The sequence below is a fragment of the Arcicella sp. GW822-FHT02H01 genome, from assembly GCF_058802005.1.
The window spans coordinates 2930870-2948927 of sequence record NZ_JBXANT010000001.1; the positions used below are offsets into that span (position 1 = coordinate 2930870).

15 protein-coding genes are annotated in these 18058 nt (G+C 36.3%); 9 read left to right on the forward strand and 6 right to left on the reverse strand.

The genetic code is table 11. The features are described from left to right. The first annotated feature begins 131 nt into the window (after positions 1-131). The 5 genes from lpdA to AC1RNE_RS12480 all read left to right on the forward strand — a co-directional run bounded on the left by lpdA (position 132) and on the right by AC1RNE_RS12480 (position 5858). Entirely contained in the window at positions 132-1526 is a 1395-nt protein-coding gene (gene lpdA / locus AC1RNE_RS12460; protein WP_492801273.1) for a dihydrolipoyl dehydrogenase, read from the forward strand. 171 nt (positions 1527-1697) lie between these two features. Beyond that, complete coding sequence (locus tag AC1RNE_RS12465; protein WP_492801274.1) at positions 1698-3524, forward strand: FAD-dependent oxidoreductase; 1827 nt, start codon at positions 1698-1700, stop codon at positions 3522-3524. Between the two features lie 123 nt (positions 3525-3647). Then, the gene (gene lipB / locus AC1RNE_RS12470) at positions 3648-4370 is read left to right on the forward strand and encodes a lipoyl(octanoyl) transferase LipB (protein WP_492801275.1); all 723 of its coding nucleotides are present in this window, start codon (positions 3648-3650) and stop codon (positions 4368-4370) included. Positions 4371-4481: 111 nt separating this feature from the next. Then, positions 4482-4889 (forward strand): hypothetical protein, encoded by a 408-nt coding sequence (locus tag AC1RNE_RS12475; protein ID WP_309924591.1) that lies wholly within the window; start codon positions 4482-4484, stop codon positions 4887-4889. A gap of 246 nt (positions 4890-5135) precedes the next feature. Beyond that, the gene (locus AC1RNE_RS12480; protein WP_492801276.1) at positions 5136-5858 is read left to right on the forward strand and encodes a 3'-5' exonuclease; all 723 of its coding nucleotides are present in this window, start codon (positions 5136-5138) and stop codon (positions 5856-5858) included. Between the two features lie 3 nt (positions 5859-5861). On the opposite strand, the gene AC1RNE_RS12485 is transcribed toward AC1RNE_RS12480, so the two are convergent. The 3 genes from AC1RNE_RS12485 to AC1RNE_RS12495 all read right to left on the reverse strand — a co-directional run bounded on the left by AC1RNE_RS12485 (position 5862) and on the right by AC1RNE_RS12495 (position 7941). Beyond that, positions 5862-6311 carry a sterol desaturase family protein gene (locus AC1RNE_RS12485; RefSeq protein WP_492801277.1) on the reverse strand — a complete coding sequence of 150 codons (450 nt, stop codon included), beginning with the start codon at positions 6309-6311 and terminating at the stop codon, positions 5862-5864. Between the two features lie 202 nt (positions 6312-6513). Further along, positions 6514-7260 (reverse strand): pirin family protein, encoded by a 747-nt coding sequence (locus tag AC1RNE_RS12490; RefSeq protein WP_492801278.1) that lies wholly within the window; start codon positions 7258-7260, stop codon positions 6514-6516. A 153-nt stretch (positions 7261-7413) separates the two neighbouring features. Further along, on the reverse strand, positions 7414-7941 hold the full coding sequence (locus AC1RNE_RS12495; RefSeq protein WP_492801279.1) for a YceI family protein: 528 nt from the start codon (positions 7939-7941) through the stop codon (positions 7414-7416). 275 nt (positions 7942-8216) lie between these two features. On the opposite strand from AC1RNE_RS12495, the gene AC1RNE_RS12500 reads away from it, so the two are divergent. From AC1RNE_RS12500 to AC1RNE_RS12510, 3 genes are read left to right on the forward strand one after another with little or no spacing between them, the layout of a single operon-like run. Further along, the gene (locus tag AC1RNE_RS12500) at positions 8217-9452 is read left to right on the forward strand and encodes a voltage-gated chloride channel family protein (protein ID WP_492801280.1); all 1236 of its coding nucleotides are present in this window, start codon (positions 8217-8219) and stop codon (positions 9450-9452) included. A gap of 19 nt (positions 9453-9471) precedes the next feature. Continuing rightward, a complete protein-coding gene (locus AC1RNE_RS12505; RefSeq protein WP_492801281.1) occupies positions 9472-10746 on the forward strand; it encodes a M14 family zinc carboxypeptidase in 1275 nt (424 codons plus the stop codon). A gap of 24 nt (positions 10747-10770) precedes the next feature. Continuing rightward, entirely contained in the window at positions 10771-11403 is a 633-nt protein-coding gene (locus AC1RNE_RS12510) for a NeuD/PglB/VioB family sugar acetyltransferase (RefSeq protein ID WP_492801282.1), read from the forward strand. Between the two features lie 211 nt (positions 11404-11614). Here the strand turns inward: AC1RNE_RS12510 and AC1RNE_RS12515 are convergent, their stop codons facing one another. From AC1RNE_RS12515 to AC1RNE_RS12525, 3 genes are all read right to left on the reverse strand, one after another. Next, complete coding sequence (locus AC1RNE_RS12515) at positions 11615-12604, reverse strand: toxin-antitoxin system YwqK family antitoxin (RefSeq protein ID WP_492801283.1); 990 nt, start codon at positions 12602-12604, stop codon at positions 11615-11617. 248 nt (positions 12605-12852) lie between these two features. Next, the gene (locus AC1RNE_RS12520) at positions 12853-13206 is read right to left on the reverse strand and encodes a YraN family protein (protein ID WP_492801284.1); all 354 of its coding nucleotides are present in this window, start codon (positions 13204-13206) and stop codon (positions 12853-12855) included. 112 nt (positions 13207-13318) lie between these two features. Next, positions 13319-16270, reverse strand: a complete 2952-nt coding sequence (locus tag AC1RNE_RS12525) for a M16 family metallopeptidase (RefSeq protein WP_492801285.1) — start codon at positions 16268-16270, stop codon at positions 13319-13321. Positions 16271-16578: 308 nt separating this feature from the next. Between AC1RNE_RS12525 and AC1RNE_RS12530 the strand changes: the two genes are divergently transcribed. Next, positions 16579-17958, forward strand: a complete 1380-nt coding sequence (locus AC1RNE_RS12530) for a monooxygenase (RefSeq protein WP_492801286.1) — start codon at positions 16579-16581, stop codon at positions 17956-17958. The last annotated feature ends 100 nt before the right edge of the window (positions 17959-18058 follow it).

Here is an 18058-nt window from a genome sequence, read left to right on the forward strand (position 1 = left end):
AACTTAAAGGTATATGTATTAAGGTACGATAGTTAGGGGAAAAACTTATTAATAAGCCCCTTTCAATTCCACGCTTATCCTTATCTTTGTAGCATAAAATTTGAAATTACCCTTAAAAAAATAAAAATTAAATGGCACAAGTTTATGATTTAATCGTGATTGGCTCAGGTCCTGGTGGATATGTAGCGGCAATCCGTGCTTCGCAATTGGGTTTGAAGTGTGCGATAGTGGAGCGTGAGTCTTTAGGTGGTATCTGTCTGAACTGGGGTTGTATTCCTACGAAGGCATTACTAAAATCTGCACAAGTATTTGAATACATCAAACACGCTGCTGATTACGGAATCACGGTTTCTGAATCCCACGCTGATTTTGGAGCAGTCATTAAGCGTTCTCGTGGTGTTGCCGATTCCATGTCAAAAGGTGTTCAATTCTTAATGAAAAAGAACAAGATTGATGTGATTATGGGTACTGGAAAAGCCTTAAAAAACAAAAAAGTTGAAGTAACTGCTGCAGATGGAAAAGTAACAGTGTATGATGCTAAAAACATCATGATTGCTACGGGCGGAAGAGCAAGAGCTTTACCAAATATTCCAATTGATGGCGTAAAAGTAATTGAATACCGCAAGGCGATGTCATTAGAAAATCAACCAAAAACAATGGTTGTTATTGGTTCTGGAGCTATCGGCGTTGAATTCGCTTATGTATATGCAGCAATGGGAACGAAAGTAACGATTGTTGAATTTTTACCAAACGTTGTTCCTGTTGAAGATGAAGACGTTTCGAAAGAATTAGCAAAACAATATAAAAAATTAGGTATTGATATTTATACAAACTCTTCTGTAGAAACAGTAGATACTACTGGTGAAGGATGTAAGGTTTCTGTAAAAACACCAAACGGCAATATTTCAATTGATTGCGATATCGTATTATCAGCAGCAGGTGTAATTGCTAATCTTGAAAACATCGGTTTAGAAGACGTTGGTATTATTACTGATAAAGGTAAAATTTTAGTAAACCAATGGTACGAAACTAACATCCCAGGTTATTTTGCTATTGGTGATGTTACACCTGGCCCAGCTTTAGCACACGTTGCTTCAGCAGAGGGTATCATTTGTGTTGAAAAAATTGCAGGTCATAAAGTAGAGCCTTTAGATTATTCAAACATTCCAGGTTGTACTTATTGTACTCCTGAAATTGCTTCTGTAGGTTTGACTGAAAAGAAAGCAAAAGAAGCTGGTTATGACATCAAAGTAGGTAAATTCCCATTCGTGGCATCAGGAAAAGCAACAGCAGCAGGTGCAAGAGACGGCTTTGTGAAAATAATTTTTGATGCAAAATACGGTGAATTATTGGGTGCTCACATGATTGGCTATAACGTTACCGAATTAATCGCTGAAGTAGTAGTAGCACGTAAATTAGAAACGACTGCTCATGAAATCATGACTGCGATTCACCCACACCCAACTATTTCTGAAGCTGTAAAAGGTGCAGCGGAAGCAGCCTATGGTGTTGCTGTAGATTTGTAATAAAATAAGTATAAATCAGATAGGTAAAATCCCTTTTCCTTAGGAGAAGGGATTTTTTTGTATCACGAGTTTTCAACGCGTTAAAACAATCATACACGAGTTGAAAACTCGTAATACAAATTATATCTTGCATCTTCAAGTTCTCCAGTCTGAAATTAAACCCAAGAAACCATGAAAACTCTTTCTATTCTCCTTTCTCTTTGTTGTTTCTGGTTCAACACTTATGCTAGTAAAAGTAAATACAATACTCAGGTGTTGATTATAGGCGGAGGAACAAGTGGCGTAATGGCGGGGATTCAATCAGCGAGAATGGGTGTAAAAACCATTATTGTAGAAGAAAGCGTATGGATTGGTGGAATGCTTACCTCTGCAGGAGTAAGTGCTATTGATGGAAACTATAATTTGCCGTCTGGCCTTTGGAACGAATTTAGAGTAAAGTTAGAAAAACACTATGGTTCTAAACAGGCGTTAGCCTCTGGATGGGTAAGTCAGGTCATGTTTGAGCCTTTGGTTGGCGAGAAAATTTTACGAGAGATGTGTGCCAAAGAAAAAAATCTTTCTGTGATTTCGTCCATCAAATTATTAAACATTCAGAGGAAATCAGAACATTGGCAATTAACGTTTTCAGATGATATTTCTATTACCGCTAAAATATTAATAGACGCTACAGAATTAGGAGATGTTGCTGCAAAAGTAGGTGTAAAATACGATGTAGGGATGGATGCCCAAGCCACCTATCAAGAAAGAATTGCACCAGAAAAAGCTAATCATATCGTTCAAGATTTGACCTATGTAGCTATTCTGAAAGATTTCCACAAAGATGTAACGATTAGCAAGCCTAGTTCATACAACAAAGATGAGTTTATCTGTGCTTGTGAAAAACTCTGTCCTGATAAACAAATGCGTCGTTTGTGGGACTGTGAGCAGATGAAAACCTACGGACAATTGCAAAATGATAAATACATGATTAATTGGCCGATTAACGGGAATGATTTTTATGTAAACTTGGTAGAGATGAATGATGTGCAAAGGCAAGAAGCAATTCAGAAAGCGAAAGACCATACAATGAACTTTGTCTATTTTATGCAAAAAGAATTAGGATGGAATACCTTAGGTTTGGCGGATGAATTTCCGACTGCTGATAAATTACCACTCATTCCCTATCATCGTGAAAGTCGTAGGATTCATGGGTTGGCAACAGCCAATATGAATCATTTAGAAAAACCTTTTGACCAATCTGAACCGTTGTATCGGACAGGTATTGCTGTGGGCGATTATCCTATCGACCAGCATCATGGAAAGAATAAGGATGCACCAGATTTATATTTTGTGCCTGTGCCTTCTTTTAATATTCCTTTAGGAAGTTTGATTCCCGACAATGTAGATGATTTGATTGTAGCTGAAAAATCTATTTCAGTTTCCAACTTGGTGAGTGGGGCTAGTCGTTTACAGCCCGTTGTAATGGGTATCGGACAAGCAGCAGGCACTTTAGCGGCTATTGCCATACAAGAAAAACGCCATCCGAAAGAGGTTTCTATTAGAAAAGTACAAGAGAATTTATTGAAAGCAAAGGCTTATTTAATGCCTTATTTGGATGTAAAGCCCGACCATCCTAACTTTGAAGCCATTCAACGGATAGGAGCAACGGGTATTTTGAAAGGAGAAGGTAAAAACTATAAATGGTCGAATCAGACGTGGTTTTATCCTGATTCAGTAATGACGAACGGAGCGGTTATTGCTTCATTAAAGAGCTACTTTCCTAATTTGAATATGCAAGCTAACGAACAAGTGTTGTTAGAAAAATTAGTGGCGGATGATGCCTTTGAAATACTGACAAAAATCCAACCAGTACCTGCTGATTATCTGGCTAATATCATGAAGGACTATCCAGATAAAAATCAGCCGATTACCAGAGCAAAACTAGCAGATTTGATTGATAAATTAATTGACCCTTTTCATCGGAAGGAAGTGGATTTTAAAGGAAATTTTAAACCTTGAGAAGTGAGCCTTCAGCTATGAGGTATCAGCCATCAGTTTTAAGGTTTCGCCTTTCTAATAAAGAAACTTTAATCTTTAAGAAATCGTTAATTAATCTTAGCATAGATGATAAATTAGAAGAAAGTGATTCATAATAAAACTGTAATTTTCCAGAATCTGGGATTAATAGATTACCAAACTGCATGGGATTATCAAGAGAAACTCCATGCTGAAATAGTGGGTGTAAAACTTAATAATAAGAACTTAGCACTTGATAGTCAGGTATTGACGCCTAACTATTTGCTTTTTTGTGAACACCCCCATGTTTATACCTTGGGTAAAAGTGGCAAGCCAGAACATCTCTTATTAGATGAAGCGGGGCTTGAAAACTATGAGGCTAAATATTATAAAATCAATAGGGGAGGAGATATTACTTATCATGGTAAAGGACAATTGGTAGGATACCCAATTTTTGATTTAGAAAACTTCTTTACAGATATTCATAAGTATATGCGTTTTTTAGAAGAGGGCGTGATTCGTACTTGTGCAGACTTTGGGATTGATGCTGGAAGAATCCAAGGGTTAACGGGCGTTTGGATTGATTATGTCGAACAGAAAAATCCAAGAAAAATCTGTGCGATGGGCGTGAAAGCTAGTCGCTGGGTAACAATGCACGGTTTTGCCTTGAATGTAAATACTGATTTGAATTATTTTAAACACATAGTTCCATGTGGGATTGAAGACAAAGCCGTAACTTCTATTGAACAAGAACTTGGAAAGCCTCAAGACTTTCAAGAAGTTTCGGATAGAATGGCGAAGCATTTACAGGATATTTTTGAAATTGATGCTTTAAGCGATAGACTATAAGCTTTCGGATGTCGGCTATCAAAAATAATAACCTTACTTAAAAGACTATTAATCATACAATGCTGAAAGCTGAAGACCGAAAGCTGATGGCACACAACTTTATAAGATTTAATGAAAAAAGATATAGAATTTCCTAATGTTGAAGGCGTAAAAGTAGCGATTGCTAGAAAGATAAATGACCTAAATGAAGTTGAATGGGATGTATATTTAATTAACCGTTTGTCGGTAGACCTAGCGAATGTTTTTGTTAATTCTCGTGGGTATGGTCATAACCCAGATGGTACAGAAATAAAGACGTCACAATTGCGCCACTTTTATAAGGATGTTCCAGCGAAAGGAATTATTAAAGTAGAAATAATTACGCCTGATGTTTTTCATTTGAATAATGAATATTGGGTGAGTTATTTTATTGGTAATCAATTGTTTGATAAGAAATTTGTTTTTGTGCCAGAGTCTATTCGTGAAGAAAATTTGATTCGGATTAAACAATTGGAGTTAGAGGGAATCTTGCATGAGTAATTTTTTGGGGGAGACTTTAGGACTTGGAGACTTTAAGACTGAAGGATTTACTCAAGACTTTAGGACTAGAGGACTTTAGGATTGAAGATTTTGATTTTGGATGCTAGACAACAGACTTAAGACTTTAGGATTTATTACAACAAAAACATTAAGGAAAAGTATTAAAGAGCGAATTTTAAAGTATTAATCAATTACAAATACAAAGCTGATAGCTTAAAGCTCATCACTCACAGCTACCCTACAATTATGGATTTTCAAAAATTTGCTAAAAGTCTTTTATTTATTGACATAGAAACAGTTTCTGGTGAAGGTAATTTCAATTTACTTTCTGAAAGGATGAAAACGCTATGGTTGCATAAAGCTAGTTATTTGACGAATCCCAATGAGTTGAATGATGAAGCGTTTTACTTTGACCGTGCTGGAATTTATGCTGAATTTGGCAAGATTATATCTATTGGCTTAGGCTTTTTTCATTGGAATGATGAACAGGAGATTTGCCTAAAAGTAAAATCTATTAGTAGCGATAATGAAGCGGAGGTTTTGAGTCAATTCAAGAGCTTGATTGAAAAAAAATATAAATCAAACCTAGCTTTTTGTGCGCATAACGGAAAAGAATTCGACTACCCATATTTGTGCAGAAGAATGTTGGTAAACAATATCGAGATTCCCAAAGCCCTACAACTCTCAGGAAAAAAACCTTGGGAAATACCGCATTTTGATACCTTGGAAATGTGGAAATTTGGAGATAAAAAGCACTATATTTCGTTAGATTTACTGGCTTGTATTTTTGATATTCCAAGTAGTAAAAGTGGACTCAGTGGCGACAAAGTAAATCATACTTATTACCAAGAAAAAGATTTACCAAAAATAGCTTCTTATTGTCGCGAAGACATTATTGTACTGGCACAGGTCTTTCTGAAATATCAAAACATGGATTTTGTGAAGGAAGAAAATATCGAAAGAATTTAGTTTTTACTTCCTTGTATCTTCATATTTTTTGGGAGCGTACAAAAAACCAAAGGCTTCTGCGCCTTCTCGTTCATGTACTTTGTGGTGGATATAATGTGCTTTCATAATACGTTTCAAATAGGGATGTTTTGCCACAAATTTAATTTTTATCCGACGATGCACAATGATGTCATGAAAGATAAAATAGAAAACTCCATACAGGGTTACACCCATTCCTATCCAAAACAAGTACCATAATTCAGGTACAAAATTTCCCAAACCAATCGTAATAATTGAGACAGCTGAGAACACGATAGCGAACAAATCGTTTTTTTCTAATACCTCATTATGATGCACATGATGAGAACGATGCCAACGCCACATAAAACCATGCATGATATACTTATGAGTAAACCATGCTGTTCCTTCCATCAAGAGGAAAGTGCCGAATAATAAGACCAATCTGATAAGCATTATAATAAGGTTATAAGATTAAAGTTGACATAAAAATATTACTTTAATTATCCTTTTAACCAAATGAATCTAGGTTTTGTTTATTTTTTTTACCCGCAGATATAGCAGATTAGTACCGCAGATTTACACTGATATTAATTATCTGCGTAAATCTGCGAAAAAAATCAGCCTAAATCTGCGGGGTAAAAACAAACCCTCAAAATTATTCAAGTTCCATCGGAACTTCCATCAATAATAGTTCAACGCCGTTTTCGGTTTTGAAATTTACCGCTGTAATATTTTCTAAGCCTAAACCATCGCGTAGTGCTAATAATTCTCCGTCTGCGTTTACACTGCCATTTACTACCATAATAAACAGACCATTGCCTTCACGATTGATTTTGTAAGTAAATTCTTGGACAGCCTCAAATTTTCCCATACTAAAATACGCATCTTGATGGATACCCAAGGTATTTGGAATGTTGGCTTCGATAGGGGTAACTAATAATTGAAAATCATTATGTTGTGCCGTCACATCGAACTTCATTTGACCATAACGAGGCGTAACGTTGCCTTTGTTCGGGAAAAGCCAAATCTGAAATAATTTTAAAGTTTCATCTTTCAAATGATTAAACTCTGAATGGTAAACGCCCGTTCCAGCCGACATTACTTGTACTTCGCCTTTCGTGATAATACCATGATTACCTTGATTGTCTCGATGTTCAACCACGCCTTCCAACGGAATCGTAATGATTTCCATGTTATCGTGTGGGTGCATACCAAAACCTTTTCCACCAGCAATTTGGTCATCATTCAAGACCCTTAACACACCAAAATGTACTCTTTTAGGGTCGTGATACCCTGCAAATGAAAATGTTAAGCGAGTTTTCAACCAACCGTGATCAGCCTGTCCACGAGTACCAGCTTTATATAATGTTTTTTTAACGGCTGTTCCTAAAGTCGTTTCCATTGTTTTAATTATTTAATAATTAGTTTTGAGCCGTGAGCTTTTAGCCATGAGATTGTATTTTAAAAAAGATTCCAATCTACAACTTTCTCAGATTTGTCAACTCTTTAAGAGTTGACAAATCAACCCCACCAAACTCCCAATTCCAAACTTATATTACGCTTGTTTCACTAATTGTACATTAGCGATTAATTTTACTTCTTCACTTACTAACGCACTACCTGCTTCAGTGATTGCGTTCCAAGCTAAACCGAAATCTTTACGATTTATTTTTCCTTTTAATTCAAAACCAGCCTTTACATTTCCCCAAGGGTCAGTTGCTGTTCCGTTATATTCTACCGCTAAACTTACAGGTAAAGTAGTTCCTTTTATTGTTAAGTCACCCACTAACGCGAAATCATCACCATCTTTTGTAAATGAAGTTGATTTAAACGATAATGTTGGAAATTGTTCAGCATCAAAGAAATCAGCACTTTTCAAGTGTCCGTCACGTTGTTCGCTATTTGTATTAATTGAAGCAGTATTGGCTTCAAATGAAATTGATCCGCCATCAAAATCATCACCAGCTTCTACTGAACCACTGAATTCTTTGAAGTTACCTGTTACTGTAGTAATCACTAAATGTTTTACTTTAAACTGAATTTCTGAGTGCGAAGGGTCGATAGCCCAAGTTGAAGTTGCCATTGTTAAATATTGTTTTTTGATAATTAATGTTTATACATTTAATGTTATAACATTCAAATGAAAAATAGGTTCAAATCTTTTTCATTTTTCTGAAAAAATATTTTTATACCTTTCAATAGCCAGAAAAGAGTCATGTCGATATAAGATAGATAGACTAGTGATGAATAATAAAGAATCAACAATAAAATCGTGTCAGGAATTTGTTACAAGGGTTTCGCAAAGCTATTTGGAATACATTCCGTAATTTTGTTAGTGAACAGATACTCACCAGTAGAATGAACCAACAACTCTTTGTATTAAAATTTACCTTGAAGTGGCTTTTAGTAGCAATGGTTATTGGCTTGGCTATTGGTTCAGCTTCGGCTTTCTTTTTAATATCGTTAGACTGGACGACCCATTATCGAGAAAACCATCCGTGGTTAATGTGGCTTTTACCTTTAGGTGGATTGGCTGTGGGGGCTATCTATCATTATTTTGGGCAAGATGTTACCAAAGGGAATAATCAGTTGATTGAAGAAATTCAACATTCTGATAAAATCATACCTTTCAAAATGATGCCTTTAATTTACGTCACTACCATCATTACACATTTTGTGGGTGGCTCGGCTGGAAGGGAAGGCACAGCAGTACAGATGGGTGGAGCGATTGCAGATACGCTGACAAAACCACTCAAATTAAATGATGATGACCGCAAAATCCTGCTAATGATGGGAGTAAGTGCTGGTTTTGCCTCTGTTTTTGGAACGCCACTAGCAGGGACTATCTTTGCTTTGGAGGTTGCCTTTATTGGTAAAATACGATACGATGCCCTTTTGCCAAGTCTGTTTGCGGCACTATTGGCTGACTATACATGTCAGGAATTATGGCATGTGGGGCATACACATTACCCTATTTTATCAGGACCGCATTTGGCAATTTTACCCATCATGTGGTCGATGCTAGCAGGAATTTTATTTGGTTTAGTCGGAATGCTCTTTGCTAAAAGTACACATTTTTGGAGCAATTTATTCAAAGCCCATATTTCATATCCTCCTTTAAGACCCGTAATTGGAGGAATATTATTGGCTTTGTGTTTCTGGCTGGTAGGTACTTCAAAATACAATGGCTTGGGCGTACCCATTATTGTAGCGTCATTTACTGAAAAGTTACCTTTTTATGATTTTTTAGCTAAAATTTTCTTTACTTCGTTAACATTAGTGTCGGGCTTTAAGGGTGGAGAAGTAACGCCTTTGTTTTATATTGGTGCTACAATGGGCAATGCTTTGACTAGTTTTATACCACTTCCTATGGCTTTATTGGCAGGTATGGGCTTTGTCGGTGTGTTTGCGGGCGCTTCTAATACGCCTATTGCTTGCACTTTAATGGGGATTGAATTGTTCGGGGCACAATCTGCCATTTATTTAGCGATTGCTTGTATAATGGCCTATGCCTTTTCTGGTCATTCAGGCATTTATACTGCTCAGAAAGTAGGGGTAAACAAATATAAAGTACCCAATGAAGAGTTTTTATAAACTTTTGAGCCCAAGACCCATGAAAAAGATTTTAGTACTTTATGTGATGTTTATTATGAATTCAATATCAGCAAACTATGCTCAAAATGTAGGAGAAATGCTTCATGGTTATCATGAAGTGTTTAAGGAACAAAGTATTACCAAACGTAGGTTCGGTTATCAGACTTTAGTTGCCAACATTGAGCGACTAAAAGTTAATCCATTATTTGATGTTTCTAAAGCCACGCTATCGAGTGAAGGAAGAGATATTTACTTGATAAAATGTGGTACAGGAAAAACGAAAGTATTACTTTGGTCACAGATGCATGGTGATGAAGCTACGGCTACGATGGCTTTGATGGATATTTTTAATTTCTTGGGAAACAGGACAAATTTAGCTGTAGACGACCAGCAATTAAATCAATTACGAACAGACTTACTGAAAGAATGCACTTTTTATTTTGTTCCGATGTTAAATCCTGACGGGGCAGAAGCTTGGAGCCGTTATACGGCATTGGGCATTGATATGAACCGTGATGCTTTGGCACTGCAAACGCCCGAAGGAGCTTTGTTAAAAAAACTAGTGTTTGATTTAAAACCTGATTTTGCTTTCAATCTTCATGACAAAGGCAGGCGATATTCCGCAGGCAAAACAGGGAATTTGGCCACTATTTCGTTTTTGGCAACGGCCTATAACGAAGCCCAAGAAGTAAACGAAATCCGAAAGAAAGCGATGTTGGTTATTGTAGGAATGAATCATGCTTTACAGCCATTTATTCCTGATGCTGTGGGGAAATGGCCTTCTGATTTTGAGCCTCGTGCCTTCGGTGATAATATTCAGAAATGGGGCTCTACCTTGATTTTGATAGAATCTGGAGGTTTTAAAAATGACCCTGAAAAGCAGTATATCCGACAACTGAATTTCGTTGCTATCCTGACAGGTTTGCAGATGATTGCAGATAAATCGTATGAAAAAGAAGATATTAGCGAATATGAAGCCATTCCTGTAAATGATAAAGTGATTTATGATTTAATCATCAGAAATGCTACTATCACAAAAGGAAATGCTACTTATCAGGCAGATATTGCCATTAATAGAAACGAAAGACCCGTAAAAGGAAGAGACTATTTTACACAAAGTTCAGTAATTGAAGAAATTGGCGATATGTCAGTATTTTTTGGAACAGACGAAATAGATGCTACAGGGTTAACATTGAGTGCCACCCAAGAAATAAGTTTAGGGCAAAAGGCTGAATTTGAATTAGTAAAAGACGGAAAAGTAATTTATAAAATAAATAACGGAGTAAAATTGTAACTCGATGTTTCAATCGAGAAAATTATGGAGAATCCAGTAATGATTTTAGGTGCAGGTGGTTTAGGAGCTGTCGCCCTTGATATTTTCAAAACAAATAATGTTGTGGTCTATGCTTTTTTAGATGACAACAAGGAATTGCACAATACCGAAATAGACGATGTAATCGTGATGGGTAGTACTGATGACGAAGATTATACCAAACTAATCGGAAAAAGATGCGAAGTATTTATTGCTATTGATGAGTTGAAAGTGCGTCAAAATTTAGTAGAAATGCTACATGACGATAAAAAGGTTCAGCCAGTAAATGCTATTCATGAGCAAACAGCTATTGCATTAACAGCAACTATCGGACATGGCAATTTGATTTCTGCAGGAACGATTATCAATGCCCGTGCTGAAATCGGGAGCCATAATTTATTACACAGTCGTGTAATTGTTGACTATGATGCTAAAATTGGTAATTTCGTTCAAATCGGAGCAGGAAGCATCATTGGAGCAGGCGTTTCTATTGATGATAATGTATTTATCGGCTCAGGTGTAACGATTGTAGGAGGCGTAAAAATTGGTAAAGGAGCAAGAATTGGTGCAGGCTCGGTAGTAGTAGAAAGCGTCAAGGCACGTGAAACGGTATTTGGTAATCCTGCTAAGAAAGTTTAGGGTTTATGAGCGTTCAAAGTTTATGAGTTTAAGGTGCATGAGTATATATTAATATAAAAATTTACCCTTAGCCAGTGACTTAAGTCACTGGCTAAGGGTAAATTTTTGTTAGTTATTTATGTATTTGTCGGTTCTCTCTCAGTAATACTTAAGTACATAACTATAGACATTTTTAACTTTAGACTCATAAACTTTTAACTCCTAAACGCTATCAATTCTCTTCTTCATCCTCTGGTTTCTTTTTCGCTTTAGGAGCTTCATAAATAATTTTCCCTTTGTTATCTCGCTCTTGTAATACCACTGCTTCAGAATTATCAAATTTATCTTTTGCGAATAAAGTCTCTTTTTTCAAACGCCCCATTGCTCCGAATTGATGGTATTCTCGCCAACGCCCTACCTTCACACTATCATCAAATTTGCCTTCTTCTTTTAGCTGTCCGCCTTCATAAAAAGAGCGATAATCGCCCGTTACTTTATTGAATCGTACAGGAATTACTTCTTTGATTTTTGTTTCAGCTTTATCATAATAGCTAACCTTTGAATCGGCTAAAAAACCTCTTTTATACTTTTCTTTCGATAGCAGGATATAGTCTTGGTTATAAGTTTCCCAACGTCCATCTTTTACACCCACATAAAACGAGCCTTCTTCAACCAACTCATCATTTACATACTTTTTATAAGGGCCATGACAAATCTCTCCGTAGTCTTTATCTTTTCTAGGCACGTTCGTTACCCTTCTAAGTTTAGGGTCATACCACCAAATCTCTTTCGCATAAATGCTTGGTTCGGCTTCGTCAGGGTTTCGTAATACATGAATTTCTTCTACAGTCAATCTTACACCAGACCCATATTCACCAATGCGTATTTCAAATTTTATGTCTTCGTATTCGTCTTTCGGCTTTTTCTTGGCTTTACTTTTCTTTTTTGATTTATGGATTTTCAAGCCTAAATCGGCCGTTAAATCATCAACATCATTGCCTAATTTTTTAAATTCTTCTTTATTATCTTCAATCGATTTCTTGGCATTTTTAACATTATCAAGTATGTCCGACTGTATTAATCCACCCAGCAGTCCAGCTTTTTTCTTGGCCGAACTATCAGTTTTTGGTTTTGCTTTTGTTTTGAATTCATCAGTTTGGGCAAATGTTATCCTGAAAGCAAACGAAAATATAAGTATTAAAAAGGAAATGATAGACTTCATTTTTATGGATGAAAAAATAAGCATGGAATCAAAAGAATTGTAAATCACACGGGGCATTATTCAGTACCCTCATGCCATCAACATGAAATGGTTATCCTTATAAACGAAAATATGAATATATTTATTTTTATAAGTAAAGATAAGCATTTTCATGCTATCCTAAGAACAGCACGATTATTCTTTCAGTAGCACGAGTTTTCAACTCGTCATTATTTTTCACGAGTTGGAAACTCGTGCTACTGAAAGAATTAATAAAATGCGTCTTCAAAATGCGTTACTTCAAAAGTATTGTTTTTAAAAACGACTGCAACAATATCAAAGCGAATCTGTTGATGCCAATTGTTTTTATAGACATAAAAGTCGGCAGCCTTGGTTATCATCGCAACCTTATGCTTATTTACCCCAATTTCGGGCATTCCAAATTTTGTATTAGTGAGGGATTTTACTTCGACAAATACTAAGAAGATTCCTTTTCGAATAATTAAATCAATCTCAGCCCGCCCGTAGCGATAATTTCTGTGGAGGATTTGATAGCCTTTTTCTATTAGAAAATTGGCGGCAATGTCTTCGGCTTTTTTGCCTGTTTCAAGGTGCTGTGTCATAAGGGTGTAGATTAAATGGCTATTGGTCTTCGGTCATCAGCTTTCAGCTATCAAAAAAAATGATAACCGAAAGCTGATGACCGAAAGCCGAATACTGATAGCCGACAGCTAATTAATATCCAAATACGTCTTCTAAAGTCAATTTCTTAACCTCTCCGTATTTTTTCAAAGTATCTAAGTTTACTTTTTTCTCAGAAGCCACCACACACATTGCGTATGGTTTTTTCGCTAGTAAAGTATCCTGAAATTTCTTTAAATCATCTAAGCTTAATTTATCCAAAGCCTTATAAATTTCCTGGCGCTCATCTGTAGTTACCCCTTTATCAAGTCCACTTAGATAAGTATAAATAATATTATCCTGCGTGATTCTCTCAGTTTGATAATTCTTTTTCATACTCGCTATAGCTGTTTCCAAGTTCTTTTCAGACGATGGGAAATCGTTCAACAACTCATCCATACCAGCGATAGACTCATGAATTTTATCTGCTTGTGTACCAATGTAAGCAATCATGCGGTATTTTTCATCCTTGATATTAGGTGTCTGATAATACGCATACGTTGAATAAGCCAACGCTTTAGATTCACGAATAGTTTGGAAAACAATAGAAGACATCCCTCCACCAAAGTAGTTGTTGTACAATTCTACGATAGGCGTTTCGGCTGCACTAAATCCAATCGTAGGACGAACCCAGTTGATTTCTGCCTGAACCATGTCATAATCTGTAAACAATACTACTGGCTTAGTTGGCGACTCCATTTTGAAATCTGCTACTAAAGGTAAATCTGCTTTGAAAGTACTATTAATTTGGTGAGCACCTTTTAATGCTACAGCCAACTCTTCCACTGTTTTTGGTCCATAATATACGATTGTATGTTTATATGAGAACAAATCGTGTAAGAAGCTAATTAAGTCATCCGCATTCAAAGCTTTCAGTTCTGCATCTGTAAACTGTAAGGCATTTCTTGGGTTTTTAGCACCAAATGAAGCATAAGAAGCTAATCCTTGCAAGATGGCTCCTTTGTTCAATTTAGCATCATTTCTTTGCTTCAATAATCTGCCTTTTAGTAATTCTAAAGCGGCATCATCTTTCTTGCATTTGGTCAACAAATCTTCAAAAAGACTTACTGTTTTAGCAAAGTTTTCATTCAAACCCGACATTCCCAACGTAATATGGTGGTCGGTATAAGAAGTATTGAAACTACTCGCCAAACGATAAAATGCCGTACTGATTTGCTCAGCATTCATTTTGTCTGTACCTACAAATTGTAAATACTGAAGAGCAATAGGCAATACTTTACTATTCCAAGAACCCATATCAAAACGGTAGCTCAAACGAAAAAGATCATTATCTGTATTTTTTACCGTTAGGGCTTCCAAGGTACCAATTTTCCCTTTTTTGATGTCTTTGTTGAAATCTAACCATTTTGGTTCGATGTTCGACATCGCCGTTGTATTTACATTTTTCAAGAATTCAGATTGTGCCTCACGGTTTACTTCCACTGGCGTAATCGCAGGCTTATCAACTTTTGAAATATTAGGATCAGTACCCTTACGTTTGTAAACAACTACGTAACCATCACCACAGTATTTTTTAGCGAAATCCATTACTTCTTGTTTGGTTACTTTGCTCAAAGCATCGTTGATGGCAACATCTTTGTCCCACTTGTTTGATTTATCAAACACGAAGCTTTCTAACAGTTTATAAGAACGCGAAGAGTTGTTTTCTAAACCTTGAATAGCTGTCAATTTATAATTAGCAGCAATCGCTTTGATGATAGATTCGTCAAAATTACCCGACTTCAATTTGTCTAATTCGCCTAAAAGCAATGCTTTTACCTCATCAAGGCTTTGGTCTTTTTTAGGAGAGCCCGTCATTTGCCAAACCGAATAATCTTTGTTCCATTCTGGGCTACAGCTTGCTCTTAATACTTTTTGGGCCTTTACTAAATTCAAATCTATCAAACCTGCTTTTGAGTTCGACATCAATTCATCTACGATTGTACCAATAATCTTTTCTTTGGTATTCAATGCACCCGACCAACGCCAAGCAATCGTAAGGGCATCTGGCGTAGGACCAAACACTTCGCGTACTAAAGGGGCAGTAATGGGTGCTTCAGGAGCTGGCTTGTATTCAGCAATAGGTTTGCTAACCATATATTTGAAAGAAGCCTCAATTTTTTTGATTAAAACATCCGAATTGAAATCACCCACCATAATAATAGCCATGTTGTTTGGCACATAATATTTTTTGAAGTAATTGCGGATTTCAACTAATGATGGATTTTTCAAGTGTTCAATCGTACCGATAGTAGTTTGTTGTCCATAATTATGCGTTGGGAACAATGCAGCATTTCTAGCTTCATATACTTTCCAGCCATCGTTGTCAAGGCTACGGTTTTTTTCTTCGTAAACAGCTTCTAATTCTGTGTGGAAAATACGTAAGATTGGGTTACGGAAACGCTCGCCTTGCAATTTCAAGAAACGGTCGATAGCATTAGCAGGAATGTCTTCTGTATAAACCGTTTGTTCATAAGAAGTAAAAGCATTCGTGCCTTGTCCACCCATTGAAGCCATCATTTTATCGTATTCGTTAGCGATAGCAAACTTCGCAGCCTCGCCAGATACGCGGTCAATTTCTTTGTAAATCGCTTTACGTTGTGTTGAATCAGTAGTTTTGTTATACTTTTCGTACAGTGCATCCACTTGGTCTAACAATGGTTTTTCTTTTGACCAGTCTAATGAACCAAACTTATCAGTACCCTTGAACAACATGTGTTCCAGATAGTGAGCAAGTCCAGTATTTGTTCTAGGGTCAGTGTTTGAACCCGCACGCGTTGGAATTAATGCCGCAATACGTGGTTCTTTGTGGTTTTCGCTAAGGATTACAGTCAGTCCGTTAGGCAATGTGTAAAAACGGGCTTTCATAGGGTCGTTACTTACGTATTTGTAAGTATAGCCACCTGATGAAGCAGTTTTCCAGTCAAAAGTTTTTTGAGCAAATGCGAAAGAGTTTAGAAGTAGCGATAACACGACTCCCAGCAGAGATAACCTAAGGTTTTTCATGCGAAGTAGGTTGGATTTTGTAAAAAGAAACAATTAATAGATTTATTGACAAAGTAACTATTGTTTTTTGATAAACGGTATTGTTAGTTGAAACTTTTACCCGTTACTGTAAAAGATGCTGGTTTCATAAGAAAAGTTGCATGAGGTAATCTTGCACGAGTTGGAAACTCGTGCTACAGCTTAAAAGCTCTTTACTGAAAGCTGATAAAATCTCAACATAAATCACTATCTTTTCCGTTATCTTGACAAGATAAAATAAACTATCTTTATCAGCGATGTCCAAGTAGAGAACTCTAACAAAAATAATCATGAAAAAGTATATATACCAAGGAATTATCATTTTAACAGGTAGCTTTCTGCTCATATCAGCCTGTTCAAAAAAAGCCATCGATGATAATCCGCCAGCAAGTGAAACATCAAGTTTTAGCTTAATACAAGATAGAATCATTACGCCTACTTGTGCCACTTCAGGTTGTCATGCCTCTACTTCAGATGGTACTTATGTTCAACACGGATTAGTCTTAGAAAAATCAGTAGCTTTTGCCAATTTAGTAGGAGTTGTACCCAAAAATGAACTTTCAAAGGCTGACGGGCACTTGAGAGTAAAAGCCTACAAATCATTAGAAAGCTTATTTTATCATAAACTCAATTGGGATGTATCGCATCATGGCGGTAAACAATATGGCTCGCCAATGCCTTTGGGCGGAACAGCCCTTACGGTCGGTCAAATAGAATTCGTTCGTCGCTGGATTGAAGCAGGGGCTCCTAAAACAGGTGATGTTGTCGATAAAACCTTATTGGATGATAAAACGCCAAGTGTTTCTAGCACCGATGATTTTAAAACCATGCAAACGCCTCAGCAAGAAGGCGTTGCAGGGTATCAGATGCAAGTAGAAAAATTTACGATTCAGCCCAATTTTGAAAGAGAGATTTTTGTACGCAAAGCGGTTGGTAATACTACGGATATATACGTAAACCGTTTAAAATTCCAATCTCGTACCAATAGCCACCACATGGTATTATACGATTTTAGAGATAAAACAGCGAGTAATTTACCTGTTATCAATACTATTCGAGATTTAAGGAATCCAGATAATACCTTGAATTTAGTGACAGCCTTACAGATGTCTAACCATGTGTTTTTGGGTGGAGGAACAAATGCTAGTCAGGAATATACTTTCCCTGAAGGAACAGCTTTACTACTACCAGCAGGCATGACGGTTGATTTAAATCCACATTATTTCAACAAAACGACTGATTTCCACTTTGGAGAAAATAATGTAAATCTTTATACTGTGGATAAATCAAAAGTAAAAAATGTCGTAAAAACGATTGACTTTAATAATACAAGTTTTAGTTTGCCTGCTAAAACTGTTACTACGGTTACGAAAGATTTTAAGTTTAGTGCAGACGTAAAAGTGGTAGCATTGACATCACATAATCATAAATACGGGCAAAAGTTTGTCATAAAAATATTGGGAGGTACAAGGAATGGTGAAATAGTGTATGAAAGTACCGACTGGGAACATCCAGCGATGATTAATTATACAACACCAATAACCTTGAAAAAAGGAGAGGGGCTCACGTCGGTGGTTACTTATAATAATACATCTAGCCAAACCATTTCATTTGGATTAACCTCTGAAGATGAAATGAATATTATTTTTGGTTATTATTATGAAGAATAGAGAAAATATAGCTTAAAAATGGAACTAAATTTATAAAAGACTTCTCAGAAATGAGCGGTCTTTTTTTGAATAATGTAATTAATCCAGAAGAGGTATTATA

What these genes read in the sequence shown, in the direction of transcription:
- lpdA (WP_492801273.1), top strand. Translation starts at nt 132, where the DNA reads ATGGCACAAGTTTATGATTTAATCGTGATTGGCTCAGGTCCTGGTGGA.
- AC1RNE_RS12520 (WP_492801284.1), bottom strand. Translation starts at nt 13,206, where the DNA reads ATGACACAGCACCTTGAAACAGGCAAAAAAGCCGAAGACATTGCCGCC.
- AC1RNE_RS12475 (WP_309924591.1), top strand. Translation starts at nt 4,482, where the DNA reads ATGAAAAAAGATATAGAATTTCCTAATGTTGAAGGCGTAAAAGTAGCG.
- AC1RNE_RS12515 (WP_492801283.1), bottom strand. Translation starts at nt 12,604, where the DNA reads ATGAAGTCTATCATTTCCTTTTTAATACTTATATTTTCGTTTGCTTTC.
- AC1RNE_RS12480 (WP_492801276.1), top strand. Translation starts at nt 5,136, where the DNA reads ATGGATTTTCAAAAATTTGCTAAAAGTCTTTTATTTATTGACATAGAA.
- AC1RNE_RS12465 (WP_492801274.1), top strand. Translation starts at nt 1,698, where the DNA reads ATGAAAACTCTTTCTATTCTCCTTTCTCTTTGTTGTTTCTGGTTCAAC.
- AC1RNE_RS12485 (WP_492801277.1), bottom strand. Translation starts at nt 6,311, where the DNA reads ATGCTTATCAGATTGGTCTTATTATTCGGCACTTTCCTCTTGATGGAA.
- AC1RNE_RS12500 (WP_492801280.1), top strand. Translation starts at nt 8,217, where the DNA reads ATGAACCAACAACTCTTTGTATTAAAATTTACCTTGAAGTGGCTTTTA.
- AC1RNE_RS12490 (WP_492801278.1), bottom strand. Translation starts at nt 7,260, where the DNA reads ATGGAAACGACTTTAGGAACAGCCGTTAAAAAAACATTATATAAAGCT.
- AC1RNE_RS12530 (WP_492801286.1), top strand. Translation starts at nt 16,579, where the DNA reads ATGAAAAAGTATATATACCAAGGAATTATCATTTTAACAGGTAGCTTT.
- AC1RNE_RS12525 (WP_492801285.1), bottom strand. Translation starts at nt 16,270, where the DNA reads ATGAAAAACCTTAGGTTATCTCTGCTGGGAGTCGTGTTATCGCTACTT.
- AC1RNE_RS12505 (WP_492801281.1), top strand. Translation starts at nt 9,472, where the DNA reads ATGAAAAAGATTTTAGTACTTTATGTGATGTTTATTATGAATTCAATA.
- AC1RNE_RS12510 (WP_492801282.1), top strand. Translation starts at nt 10,771, where the DNA reads ATGGAGAATCCAGTAATGATTTTAGGTGCAGGTGGTTTAGGAGCTGTC.
- AC1RNE_RS12495 (WP_492801279.1), bottom strand. Translation starts at nt 7,941, where the DNA reads ATGGCAACTTCAACTTGGGCTATCGACCCTTCGCACTCAGAAATTCAG.